Raw genomic sequence first — 12689 nt, forward strand, 5'->3', positions numbered from 1 at the left:
GGGCAGCATGCCCGCGGCACCTTCACCGCGCCAGGATCTACGACCCACATGATAAGGAGGGCTGCGTGGCCCCGACCCGTTCCGATCAAACCCTGATCGTCGGCGGAGGCCCGGTCGGCATGACCGCGGCTCTCTCGCTTGCCCGCCGTGGCATCCCCGTGCGCGTGCTTGAGGCTGGGCCCGACTTCGCCGCCGATCCGCGCGCCTCCTCCACCCATCCCTCGACGCTCGACATGCTGGAGGAGCTGGGGCTTGAGGTGCCGATGATGGCGCAGGGGTATCGGGTCGATTGCTGGCAGTTCTGGGACCGGATGGATGGGCCGATCATCAAGCTGGAACTCGGCGAACTCGCCGGGCTCACGCGGCATCCGTTCCGGCTGCAACTGGAGCAGCACCGCCTCTGCGGCATCATCCAGCAGGCGCTGAAGACGCATGGGGTCGAGGTAGCCTTCAACAGCCGCGTCACCGCGCTGCGGCAGGACGAGGACGGCGTCGTTGCCACCGTCGATGGGCCCGGCGGCACGCGCGAGGAAACGGGCCGCTTCCTGATCGGCGCCGATGGCGGCCGCAGCACGATCCGCAAGTCGCTCGGCATCTCGTTCGAGGGCTACAGCCTGTCCGAACTTTTTGTCGTGGTGACCACCGAATATCCGTTTGGTCAGCACGGCTATGCTGACGCCTGCCATTTCGCCGACCCCGACCAATGGGCGACGCTGTTCCGCACGCCGAACGGGGGGGCGGAACCATTCTGGCGGATCTCCATGCCCGCCATGTCCAACCTATCCGAGGATGAGGCGCGGAACTTCGACCGTTGCAGCGAAAGGCTCGCCATCCTGCTGCCTGAGGGCGCCCGGGCGACGGTGTTCCACGCGAACCTGTATGGCGTGCATCAGCGCGTCGCCGGGACTTTCCGGCTCGGACGCGTGTTGTTGGCTGGCGACGCTGCGCATGTGAACGGGCCGACCGGCGCGCTGGGGATGAATTTCGGCATCCAGGATGCTGTTTTTCTCGCCGAGCAACTCGCTCGGGTCTATGCCGAGCCGGCCGATACGACCCCGCTCGACCGCTACGACCGGCAGCGCCGCGTGCTGGCCGAGGCGATCCTCCAGAAGCAGCCGCAGCTTATCAAGGCCAGGCTGGAACTGCGCGATGCGGAGGCGCGGAAAGCCCGCAACGCCGCGCTACGTGCGATGGGGACCGATACGGCGCGCAGGATGGCTTTCCTGAAGGAGAGCACGATGCTCGACAGCGTGGCGCAGTCGGCGGCCCTCGGCGCGGGGTGACGCCGGCGACCGACCGCCCACAACCCTCATGGAATTGTCACCCCGGTCGGACCGCCATTGGCCGGCGCGCCACCTCCTCGACCGCGACCTGCCGCAGCACGGCAACGAAATCCTGCGCCAGCCGTGACATCGGCCGCAGCCGGGCGCGCAGCAGTCGCGCGGTGCTTTGGATGGCCGGCCGAAAAGGTCGCACCGGCAGGTCGTGCAGTTGCGCGCCCATCAGCCCGAAGCCATCTATCAGCGCCACCCCGGCACCGGCCCGCAACAATGCACCAGCCGAGCTTTGCTGCGACACTTCGACCGCGGGGCGGAACGGCACATTCGCCTCGGCGAAGGCCCGCTTGATCGCCTCGCCCAGGACCAGGTGACGGCTGGGGCAGATCAGCGGCAGGTCCTCAAGATCTTTTGGGCCGATTTCCGCCAATGCCGTCAGCGGGTGGCCATGCGGCATCACGCAGGCGACTTCCGTGGCGCAGAGGTCGCCAACCAGCAGCCCGGCATGACCGACGGGGCCGATGACCACGCCGAGGTCGGCGCGGTGCCCCGCCACCAATTCGATCACCTCATGCGCGCTGTAGGTGTCCAGCGCGACGGACGCGTCCGGCCGCTGCTGGCGGAAGCGGTGGATCGCCTCCGGCAGCAGCACATTGGCCAGGGACGACAGCGTGGCGATGGCCAGGATGCCCGCGCGCCCGGCGCGTAGGTCGCCGGCCAGGCGCTGCACCAGTTCGATCGCGGAAAAGGCGCCCAGAAGTTCGGGGAACATGGCCTGGGCCTCGGCCGTCGGCAGCAGGCGCTTCTTCTGCCGAACGAAGAGCGGGAAGCCCAGGCGGCGCTCGGCCTGTTGCAAGGTCCGGCTGACCGCGGGTTGCGAGATGTTCAGCGCGGCGGCGGCGGCCGTGACGCTGCCGAGTTCCATGACGTGCCGGAAGACCGCCATCTCACGCAGGTCGAAGATCATAACCAGGCAACATGAACTCTGATCATATCGGCATTTGCACACATTGATGCGGTCGCGGCAAATTGCCGGGACGGGCCGAACGAGCCCGATGGGTGAGGAAACTGCGATGCGACTGACACGACGCCATGCGCTCGGCGCGCTGGCCATGGCGGCTGCCGGCCGGCCCTTCGCGGCCGCCGCTGCCTGGCCGGACCGCCCCGTGACGATCGTCGTGCCCTTCCCGCCGGGCGGCAGCAACGACGTCATCACCCGGCTTGTCGCGCAGCAGTTGAGCCGCAGCCTGGGCCAGCCTTTTGTTGTGGAAAACCGGCCCGGCGCGAATGGCAACATCGGTGCGGCGGCGGTCGCCCGGGCGGCGCCGGATGGCTATACCTTGCTGGCGTCCGGCAACGGCCAGAACGCGATGAACCACGGCCTCTACGCGCGGATGCCGTATGACTCGCGCAGCAGCTTCGTCCATGTCGCGCAGCTTGCCTCGATGCCGAACGCGCTGGTGGTCACCGCCAACTTCCCGGCCCGCAGCTTTGCCGATCTGGTGAACATGGCGCGGGAACGCCCCAACCAGATCGGCTATGCCAGTCCCGGCAGCGGTTCGTCGGGCCATCTCGCCATGGCCATGCTGCAACGCGCGGCGGGGATCGAATTGCTGCACGTGCCCTATCGCGGCGCGGCGCCCGCGATCACCGATGTGCTGGCGGGGCAGGTGCCCGTGCTGATCATCAATGTGGACATCCCGCTGCCACATGTCCGCGCCGGCACGCTGCGCGTCCTTGCGGTGACCAGCAGCGAACGCAGCAGCCTCTACCCCGACGCACCGACGCTGGCCGAGGCCGGTGTCCCCGGCTTCGCCGCCGTGGGCTGGGTCGGCATTTCCGCCCCCGCCGGCACGCCGCCGGATGTCGTGGCCCGGCTGCATGCCGCGATCACCGAGGCCCTGCGCGAGCCGCAATTGCGCGAGCGTTTCGCCGGCAGCGGCTACGTCGCCGCCAACGGCAGCCCGGACGACTACGCCGCCTTCATCGGCGCCGAGATCGACAAATGGGGAAGCGTCACCCGCGACCTCGGCATCACCCTCGAATAGGCACCGACATGGAATTTCTCGACAGTCGCCCCCGGCGCGACGTGACCCCGGAAATGCGTGCCTCCGTGCTGGAGGACCTGCCGGAACTGGCAGACATCCAGCACGAGGAACTGCGGCGCAAATGCATCGACGCCTGGTGCCTGGCGCTGTCGGAGACGAGCTTTGGCCGCATCACCGACCTGCCGGGCGAAGCCAATCCGGGCATGTTCACCCTGAAGCGCGGCAACCAGGCGGCGCATCTGCGTGGCGTGACGCGAATCGCGCTCGCCATCGCCGACGACTTCATCACCAGCTACCCGGAAGTGCGGATCGACCGCGACATCGTGCTGGCCGGCGGCCTGCTGCACGACGTCGGCAAGGCTTGGGAGTTCGAGCCGGCGAACCGCGCGCGCTGGACCACCGACCCTTCGGCGAATGGTTCGCCGTCGCTGCGGCATCCCGTCTATGGCGCGCATATCTGCATCGCCGTGGGGCTGCCGGAATCGATCGCGCATATCGCCCTGGCCCATTCCATGGAGGGCGAGCACCTGATCCGCGGCCTGGAATGCCTGATCGTGCAGCGGGCGGATCACCTCTGGTGGTCGATCGCCGGCGGCTGCGGGCTGTTGGATCCGAGCAGCGATCCCATCCTGGCCGCGCGCAAGATCGTGCCACGCGCGCTGCGCGACTGACGCGCCAAAACCAACGGGGAGGAACGACAACAATGACAAAGCAACTCGGTCGCCGGGCCGCGCTGGCCGGCCTGGCGCTGCCGGCCCTGGTCCGCCCCGTGTCGGCGCAGCCCGCCTGGCCGTCGCGCCCGGTGCGCGTGGTGGTCTGCTGGTCGCCGGGCGGCGGCGTGGATGTCGTTGCACGCCGGATGTGCGCGAAACTGTCGGAACAACTCGGCCAGCCTTTCGTGGTCGAGAACCGGCCGGGCGCCACCGGCTCCATCGGCGCGGCCGAGGTCGCGCGCGCGGCGCCCGACGGGCACACGCTGCTGGCGATCGACAATTCCTTCTCGACCCTGCCCTACCTGTTCAGCCGGCTGCCCTTCGACCAGGCGACGGCCTTCCGGCCGATCTCGCTTTCGGCGATCTCGCCGCTGTTCCTCGGCGTTTCCGCCAATGCGCCGCACCGCGACCTTGCCGCCTTCATCGCCGCGGCGAAGGCGACGCCGGAGAAGATCAGCTACGGCACCGGCGGCAACGGCAGCGCGCCGCATTTCGCCACGCTGGCCTTCGAGCAGGCCGCCGGCGTCAAGCTGTTCCACGTGCCCTTCCGCGGCGCCAACGAGGCCGTGACGGCGGTGTTGTCCGGCACGGTGGATGCGGTGATCGTCTCCATCGGATCGGCTTTGGGCAGCCTGCAGGGCGGGCAGATCCGCCCCCTCGCGATCAGCGGCGGCGGCCGCGTCGCGGCGCTGCCAGGGACGCCGACCTTCGCCGAGGCCGGGCTTCCTGGCTTTGGCGTGGTCAGTTGGTACGGCCTGGCGGCGCCGCGCGGCACGCCGGATGCGATCATCACGCGGCTGCATGCGGAGATGCGCAAGGCGCTGGCGACGGAGGACATGAAGGCCTTCCTCACCTCCATCGGCTCGGAGCCCGGCGGCCTCGATCCCGCCGCCTTCCAAAGCCTGATCACGGAGGAGACGGAACGCTGGCGTAGCGTGGCCCTGGCTGGCGGGATCGAGCGGCAATAAGTGCCTGGCGGATCCCGGGGGCGTGGGCTGATGGGCAGCCCGAAGGCGTCACGCACCCTCACCCCATGACGCCTTTTCCGAGGATTTGAAGCTTTCCAGAGGCACCACGAGGCCTGGGCGGAGATCGGTTGAGTTCTTGATTTGTTCCCATCTTTGGGCCAGTCTCCGCCCATGTCCGAACCCGATCCCTTTGCGCCCCGGGTCTTCTCGTCGAGGCGGTTCCGCCTGCAACAGGCACGGTAGCCAAAGGCCTTGCCCAAAACCCAGCCCGTCCCGGATCGGCCTTCCATCGACCAGCCTGCCCTGCTTGCCGCCCTGCGCGCGCGGGTCATCCGGCTGGAGGGCGCCGGGCGTGCCGCCCATGACACCGCCGCCATTCCCGTCTGCGACGGCCTCGGGCTGCCGGGCGGCGGTCTCGCCCGCGCGACCTTGCACGAGATCCTGGCCGCCGAACCCGGCTGTGGCGCCGCTTTCGCGGCCGTCCTGCTGGCCCGCAGCGGGGGCACCGTCCTCTGGATCGGGGCCGGCACGGATGCGCTGACCGCCTGGCCTCCGGGCCTCGCCCGTTTCGGCCTGCTGCCCGCCAAGCTGATTCTGCTGCGTGCCGAACGCTGGTCCGACGCACTCTGGGCGATGGAGGAGGCGCTGGGCTGCCCCGCCGTCGCCGGCGCCCTGCTGGCACCGGACTGGCACGCCGATCCGGCCGCGGCCGCACTCGACCTGACCGCCAGCCGCCGGCTGCAACTCGCGGCGGAGGCGGGCGGCGGCATCGGGCTGCTGCTGCGGCCTGACATGGCCAACCCGCCGCCCAGCGCCGCGGCCAGCCGGTGGCGCATTTCCGCGCTGAATGCCGCCGGGGCCGGGCACGGGATGGGTGACCCGTGCTGGCAGTTGGAGCTGCTGCGCCTGCGCGGCGGCAGGCCCGGTGGTCCCTGGGCGGTGACCTGGCGTGCCGCGGCCGGGCGGATGGAGCGGGATGCAGCGGCATGATCCCCGACGCCCGCCGCTTCCTGGCCCTGCACTTGCCAGACCTCGCCACGGACCGCCTCCGGCGTGCGGAGCCTGATCTGCCGCCTGGCCTGCCTCTCGCCACCTGGGCCAGCGAGGGACCGCGGCGGGCGCTGGCGGCGGTGGACCATGCCGCGGCGGGTCTCGGCCTGCGGGCTGGCCAGGCGCTGGCCGATGCTCAGGCCATCGTGCCGGCACTCATTCTCCGTCCCGCCGATCCGGCCGGCGATGCGCGCATGCTGGAAAGCCTGGCGCTATGGGCGCGGCGCTACACCCCGCTCGCCGCGGCCGACCAGCCGGATGGGTTGCTGCTCGACATGACCGGCTGCGCCCATCTGCTGGGTGGCGAGGCGCCCCTGCTGCACGACGCGCTGGCACGGCTGCGGCGCGCGGGGTTCGCCGTGCGTGGCGCGGTGGCCGGCGCCGCGGCCACCGCCGGCGCCCTGGCCCGGGGCACATGCGACGGCCCGATCGTGGCAAGCGGGGCCGAGGCGTCGCGGGTCGGGCCGCTGCCGCTCGGCCTCGCGCTGCGGCTGGAACCGGGCTTGCTGCTGCGGCTTATGCGTTTCGGCCTGCGCAGCGTCGGGGATCTGCTGGCATTGCCACGCGCGCCCCTTGCACGGCGCTTCGGGGCCGATCTGCTGCACCGGCTCGACGCCGTCACGGGGCAGCGGCGCGAGGCCATCCGCCCTGTCCAGGCACCGCCCGGCCTCGTCGTGGCGCGGGATTTCGTGGAGCCGATCGTCACCCGCCCCGGCATCGACGCGGTGCTCGACCGGCTGCTGGAAGCCTTGTGCATCAAGCTGCGCGAAGCAGGGCGCGGGGCGCGGCAGGTGGTGCTGCTGGCCTGGCGGGTGGATGGCATGGTGCAGGAACTGGCGATCGGCACCGGCCAGCCGACGCGCGCGCCGGCGCATCTGCGCCACCTGTTCCGCGATCGGCTGGAGCGGCTGGAACCCGGCCTTGGCTTCGAACGCATGGCGCTGGAGGCCCGCGCCACCGATCCCATGGCGACCGGCCTGCAGGCCGCGCTCGCCATCGGCGGCCGGCGCGATGACGGCGCGGCGCAGGTCCTGGCACAGTTGCTCGACCGGCTGCGCCAGCGCGTGCGGGTGCAGCGCGTGGCCCCCCTGGCCAGCCATTGGCCGGAGCATATGGTCGCCCCGCTGGACCCGCATGATGCCATGCCCGCCATGCCCGCGGGCTGGGCCGCTTCGGCCGCGCCGGTGCTGCTGCTGCGCCGGCCGCAGCCTATCGAGGTTGTGGCGCCCTTGCCGGATGGCCCGCCCGCGCTGCTGCGCTGGCGCGGCACCGCGCAGCGCGTGCTGCGCGCCGAGGGGCCGCGGCGGCTGGAACCCGCGTGGTGGCGTGGCCCCAGGCTGCCGCCGTCCCGCGACTATCACCAGGTGGAACTGGCCTCCGGCGCCCGGCTATGGGTCTATCGCGCCGGGTCGCCCGGGGCGGCCTGCTGGCTGTTGCACGGGCATCTGCCGTGACCGGCTATGCGGAGTTGGCGGCACGCTCGAACTTCTCCTTCCTCGATGGCGCCTCGCACCCGCATGAACTGGTGGAAACGGCGCGGGCGCTGGGCCTGGCCGGGATCGGGATCTGCGATACCAATTCCCTGGCGGGCGTGGTGCGCGGCCATGTCGCGGCGCAACAGGCGGGGCTGCCGTTCCGGGTCGGTTGCCGGCTGGTGCTGGACGATGGCAGCGCCTGGCTGGCCTGGCCCACCGACCGCGCCAACTATGGACGACTGACCGCGCTGCTGTCGCAGGCCCGGATGGCGGCGCCGAAGGGCGAATGCCGGATCGGCCGGGCGGCGATGCACGCCGCCGCCACCGGCTGGGTGCTGGCCGCCATCCCGCCCGGCGATCCGGACGATGGCTTTGCGGAACGGTTGCGCGCCGATGCCAGGGCGTTGCGGGGACGGCTGGCCTTGCCGCTGCTGCTGGTGGCGTCCTGCACCCATCGTGGCGATGACCAGATGCGGCTCGACCGGCTGGCCACCATCGGCCCGGGGCTGCTCGCCATCGGGGATATTCGCTACCACCACGCCGCGCGCCGGCGGCTTGCCGATGTGCTGAGCGCGATCCGGCTCGGCCGCACCGTCGATGCGCTGGGCCATGACGCGGAGCCAAATGCCGAGCGGCACCTGAAGCCGCCGGCCGAGATGGCGCGCCTGTTCGCCCGCCATCCGGAGGCGCTGACCAATACGCTGCGCGTGCTGGCGGCGACCGGCGGCTTCTCGCTCGGCCAGTTGCGCTACGAATATCCGGACGAAATCCTGGAGGAAGGCCGCACCGCGCAGCAGACGCTGGAGGCGCGAGTCACCGCGGCGTTGGAAACACGCTGGCCGGACGGCGCTTCGGCGGCGGTGCGCGAGGGCATCGCGCATGAACTGCGGCTGATCGGGCAGCTCGGCTACGCGCCCTATTTCCTGACGGTGCACGAGATCGTCCGCTTCGCCCGCGCGCAGCAGCCGCCGATCCTGTGCCAGGGCCGCGGCTCGGCGGCCAATTCCGCGGTGTGCTTCGTGCTCGGCATCACCGCCGTCGATCCGTCCCAGCACAACCTGCTGTTCGAGCGCTTCATCTCCGCCAGCCGCGGCGAACCGCCCGACATCGACATCGATTTCGAGCATGAGCGGCGGGAGGAGGTGATCCAGCACCTCTACCAGCGCTATGGCCGCGACCGTGCGGCGATCTGCGCCACCATCATCCGTTTCCGCGCGCGCAGCGCGATCCGCGAGGTGGGCCGCGCCATGGGCCTCACCACCGACGTCACCGCCCGCCTCGCCAAGGCCAGTTGGGGGCCGGGGCGCGAGAGGGAACTTTCCGAACTCGCGGCGGAGGAGGGGTTGGACACCGGCGACCCGCGCCTCGCGATGGCCGTGGAGCTGGCGGAGGAGTTGCAGGATTTCCCGCGCCATGCGGCGACCCATGTGGGCGGCTTCGTGATCACCCGCGGGCCTTTGGTCGAACTGGCGGTGGTCGCCAATGCCGCGATGGAGGACCGCACCGTCCTCGAATGGGACAAGGACGATATCGAGGCGCTGGGCATCCTCAAGGTGGATGTGCTGGGGCTCGGCATGCTGTCCTGCCTGCGTCGCGGCTTCGACCTGCTGCGCCAGCACGCGCGTGTCGATCTCGATCTGGCCAGCCTCCCGAAGGAATGCCCGGAAACCTACGCGATGCTGCGCCGGGCGGATTCGGTCGGCGTGTTCCAGGTGGAAAGCCGGGCGCAGATGAACATGCTGCCGCGGCTGCGGCCGGATAAGTTCTACGACCTGGTGATCGAGGTCGCCATCGTCCGCCCCGGCCCGATCGCCGGCGACATGGTGCATCCGTATCTGCGGCGGAAATCGGGTGCGGACAAGGTGGTCTATCCATCGCCGTCATCGGACTACGGGCCGCCGAACGAGCTGGAGCAGGTGCTTGGCAAGACGCTGGGCGTGCCGCTGTTCCAGGAGCAGGTGATGCGCATCGCCATCGTCGCCGCGGGCTTCACCCCGGATGAGGCGGACAAGCTGCGCCGCGCCATGGCGACCTTCAAGGCGCGTGGCCAGGTCGAGCAATACCGCGACAAGCTGGTCTCCGGCATGGTCCGGCGCGGCTATGTGCGCGACTTCGCCGAGCGTGTCTTCACCCAGATCGAAGGCTTCGGCAGCTATGGCTTCCCGGAAAGCCACGCGGCCAGTTTCGCGCATCTGGTCTATGCCTCCTCCTGGGTGAAGTGGCACCACCCCGCGGCCTTTGCCTGCGCGCTGCTCAACAGCCAGCCGATGGGTTTTTACGCGCCGGCGCAGATCGTGCGCGACGCGCGGGAGCATGGTGTGGCGATCCGCGCCATCGACGTGAACGCCAGCGCCTGGGACTGCACGCTGGAGCCGCAACCGGACAGTGCCAATGGGCTGGCGCTGCGGCTTGGGCTGCGGCTGGTGACCGGGCTGGCGGCGGAGGATGGCGCGCGCATCGCCGCGGCGCGCGAGGCCCGCAACGGGGCGCCCTTCACCTCCGTCGAGGAACTCGCCTGGCGCGCCGGGGCGGGATCGCAGGCGCTCGATGCACTGGCCGCGGCCGATGCCTTCGCCGGGCTCGGCGCCGGGCGGCGCCATGCGGCGTGGGAGGCGCGCGGCATCCCCGGCGGGCCGCGCGATCTGCCATTGTTTGCCGCGGCCACCGATCCCCTGGCCGACGAAACCGCGCTGGTGCCGGAACCGCAGGTGGCCCTGCTGCCACCCACCGAAGGCGAGACGGTGGTGGAGGATTACCGCGCCACCGGCCTGACGCTGCGGCGGCATCCGCTTGCCCTGCTGCGCCCGCAACTCACCGCGCGGCGCTGCGCCGATACGCGCGGCTTGCGGCAGGCGCGCCAGGGCTCGACCATCCGCCTGCCGGGGCTGGTGCTGATGCGCCAGCGGCCAAGCTCGGCCAAGGGGGTGGTGTTCCTGACGGTGGAGGACGAGCATGGTGTCGGCAATCTGGTCGTCTATCCGGATATCGCGGCGCGCTGCCGCGCCGCGTTGGTCGCCGGACGGCTGCTGCTGGCGGAAGGTCGCGTGGAACGCGTGGCCGAACACACCGAGGTGCCGATCACGCATCTGATCATCCGCGCCCTCACCGACTGGTCGGACCTGCTGGACGGCCTGCTGCTGCCTGAGGCGGAAAGCGATACGGCCTGGGCGGAACGCAATCTCGGCCGGGCCGACGAGGTGGCGCATGCGAACCAGGCGGTTCGCAAGCCGAAAGCTGGGCTGCCGGGAAGCCGGGACTTTCGGTAGCGAGGGTATCCTGGGCAGCGCCAACCCCATTCGACGCGCCGCCTGGACCTGCGGCCCTACAGGCGGGCGAAGTAGAGGCGCAGCGGCGTCTCGCCCAGGATACGGCGCCGCACTGCGGCATCCGGCACCCATTCCGCCAGCGCCTCCACGGTGTCCTGATAACGGATGCGGTCCTCGAAACCGGCGAAGGGCCAGTCGCTGCCCCAGAGCAGCCGTTCCCCGCCGCCGACCCGCACCAGTTGCGACGCCAGGTCGGGCAGCAGGGCCTGGTCATGCTGACGATAGCCCGCCGACAGCTTCACCCAGGTGCGACCACGCTCCACCGCCGCCAGCACCGCCTGGAAACCGGGGCAGCGCGTGCCGAGGCCTGGCGTCGGATGGCCGAAATGATCCACCACCAGCCGCGCGCCGGTGGCCTCCACAGCCTGCAGCAAGGGCGCCAGGCGCTCGCCCTCGCAATTCACATGCACGTGCCAGCCAAGGTCGGCGATGCGGTGCAGCAACTTGCGATAGGTCGGGCCGCCCAGGTCGGGCAATGTCGGCACGCGGCGGAACTGGAAACGGATGCCGACGAAGCCGGCGGCGTCCAGCAATTCCAGTTCATGCAGGCTGATCTCCGGATCGACGATCGCCGTCGCGCGCAGCCGGCGGTGCTGCTTCAGCGCACGCAGGCTGTAGTCATTGTAGTCGCCATACAGGCTGGCCGCGGAGATGACCCCGAAGGATACGCCATGCGCGTCCAGTGTCTCGATCAGTGTCTCCGTCGCGGCATCCTCGGTCGGGCGATGCCAGGCCGTGGCGCTGAGCGGAAGCGCTTGCGTGTAGACGTGGAAATGGGAATCGACGAGCGGTGCTTCCGCGGTCATGCGCCCGGCCCCCGCTACAGCCGCTCCATCCCGGATCGGTCGATGACGGAATTATAGGTCGCGATATCGTCGCGCAGCCGCGCCGCAAGATCCTCGGGCCCCAGCGCACCGACCTCCACGCCCAGTTCGCGAATGCGCGTCAGCGTCGTCGGCTGACGCAGCGTGGCCAGCACCTCCCGATGCAGCGTGTTCACGATGGATTGCGGCGTGCGCGCCGGCGCGAAAAGCGCGTTCCAGCCCAACAACTCGCAATTCGGCACGCCCACCTCGGCGAAGGTCGGGACATCCGGCAGCAACGCCGAACGCTGCCGACCGGAGGAGGCGAGGGGCCGCACCGCCCCGGCGGCGAACTGGCCGCTGAGCGCCGCATAGCCGTCGATCGTCACGTCCACATCGCCACGCTGCAACGCGGTGAACAATTCTGGTGTGCTGCGATAGGGCACCAGGGTGATCGGCAGATCCATTTGCAGACGGAGCATCTCCGCCAACAGGTATTGCGTGGTGCCGTTCGGATGCGTGCCCAAGGTGAGCGGCCGTGCGCGCGGCGCACGCAGGTCGGCGACGCTGCGGATCGCCGAGGTCGGGCTGGTCATCAGCACCAGGTCGAAATGGATGACCGAGATGATCGGCGTGAAATCCTCGATCGGGTCGTAGGGCAGGGACCGGAACAGCGCCTTGCTGATGGCGGCGGTGGAGGACAGGAAGATCAGCGTATGGCCATCCGGCGCGGATCGGGCGGCGGCCTGGGCCGCGACGATGCCGCCCGCGCTCGGCCGGTTCTCGACGACAAAGGGCGCGCCCAGTTTCTCCGTCAGGGACTGCGCGACAATCCGTGCGGAGATATCGGCCAGCCCGCCCGCACTGAGGCCCAGCAGGATCCGCACAGGGCGATTGGGATAGGGCTCGTCGGCCGCCGTCGTCAGCAGCGCGGTGGCACCGAGCAAGGCGCGCCGGGACAGCGGCAGCTTCGCGTGACCGGTCATTTTCGTTTCCCCCATTTTTTGGCGACGCCAATCATTGGCCCGG

Annotated in this window: 10 protein-coding genes; 7 read left to right on the forward strand and 3 right to left on the reverse strand. The window is 70.4% G+C overall.

Translation table 11 applies throughout. The features are described 5' to 3' along the window. The first annotated feature begins 65 nt into the window (after window positions 1–65). Window positions 66–1283, forward strand: coding sequence for an FAD-dependent oxidoreductase (locus ACQW02_RS24220; protein WP_431282479.1), 1218 nt, complete (start codon window positions 66–68; stop codon window positions 1281–1283). A gap of 37 nt (window positions 1284–1320) precedes the next feature. Here ACQW02_RS24220 and ACQW02_RS24225 read toward each other — a convergent pair whose 3' ends face one another. Then, entirely contained in the window at window positions 1321–2244 is a 924-nt protein-coding gene (locus ACQW02_RS24225) for a LysR family transcriptional regulator (RefSeq protein WP_431282480.1), read from the reverse strand. Window positions 2245–2350: 106 nt separating this feature from the next. On the opposite strand from ACQW02_RS24225, the gene ACQW02_RS24230 reads away from it, so the two are divergent. From ACQW02_RS24230 to ACQW02_RS24255, 6 genes are all read left to right on the forward strand, one after another. Continuing rightward, the gene (locus ACQW02_RS24230; protein WP_431282481.1) at window positions 2351–3325 is read left to right on the forward strand and encodes a Bug family tripartite tricarboxylate transporter substrate binding protein; all 975 of its coding nucleotides are present in this window, start codon (window positions 2351–2353) and stop codon (window positions 3323–3325) included. Window positions 3326–3333: 8 nt separating this feature from the next. After that, window positions 3334–3996 (forward strand): HD domain-containing protein, encoded by a 663-nt coding sequence (locus ACQW02_RS24235; RefSeq protein ID WP_431282482.1) that lies wholly within the window; start codon window positions 3334–3336, stop codon window positions 3994–3996. Between the two features lie 32 nt (window positions 3997–4028). Continuing rightward, window positions 4029–5006, forward strand: coding sequence for a Bug family tripartite tricarboxylate transporter substrate binding protein (locus ACQW02_RS24240; protein ID WP_431282483.1), 978 nt, complete (start codon window positions 4029–4031; stop codon window positions 5004–5006). Window positions 5007–5258: 252 nt separating this feature from the next. Next, window positions 5259–5996 carry an ImuA family protein gene (locus ACQW02_RS24245; protein ID WP_431282484.1) on the forward strand — a complete coding sequence of 246 codons (738 nt, stop codon included), beginning with the start codon at window positions 5259–5261 and terminating at the stop codon, window positions 5994–5996. Continuing rightward, window positions 5993–7510: a DUF6504 family protein gene (locus tag ACQW02_RS24250; protein ID WP_431282485.1), complete on the forward strand. Its 1518-nt coding sequence runs from the start codon at window positions 5993–5995 to the stop codon at window positions 7508–7510. The genes ACQW02_RS24245 and ACQW02_RS24250 overlap by 4 nt, the downstream gene beginning before the upstream one ends. Then, complete coding sequence (locus tag ACQW02_RS24255) at window positions 7507–10797, forward strand: error-prone DNA polymerase (protein ID WP_431282486.1); 3291 nt, start codon at window positions 7507–7509, stop codon at window positions 10795–10797. Before ACQW02_RS24250 ends, ACQW02_RS24255 begins: the two co-directional genes overlap by 4 nt. 56 nt (window positions 10798–10853) lie before the next feature. Here the strand turns inward: ACQW02_RS24255 and ACQW02_RS24260 are convergent, their stop codons facing one another. Together ACQW02_RS24260 and ACQW02_RS24265 are read right to left on the reverse strand one after the other, a co-directional pair. Further along, complete coding sequence (locus ACQW02_RS24260; protein ID WP_431282487.1) at window positions 10854–11663, reverse strand: amidohydrolase family protein; 810 nt, start codon at window positions 11661–11663, stop codon at window positions 10854–10856. Between the two features lie 14 nt (window positions 11664–11677). Then, a complete protein-coding gene (locus tag ACQW02_RS24265) occupies window positions 11678–12646 on the reverse strand; it encodes a Bug family tripartite tricarboxylate transporter substrate binding protein (RefSeq protein WP_431282488.1) in 969 nt (322 codons plus the stop codon). Window positions 12647–12689 lie beyond the last annotated feature (43 nt).

It is taken from the genome of Humitalea sp. 24SJ18S-53 (assembly GCF_050632385.1).
Classification (GTDB): Bacteria; Pseudomonadota; Alphaproteobacteria; order Acetobacterales; family Acetobacteraceae; genus Humitalea.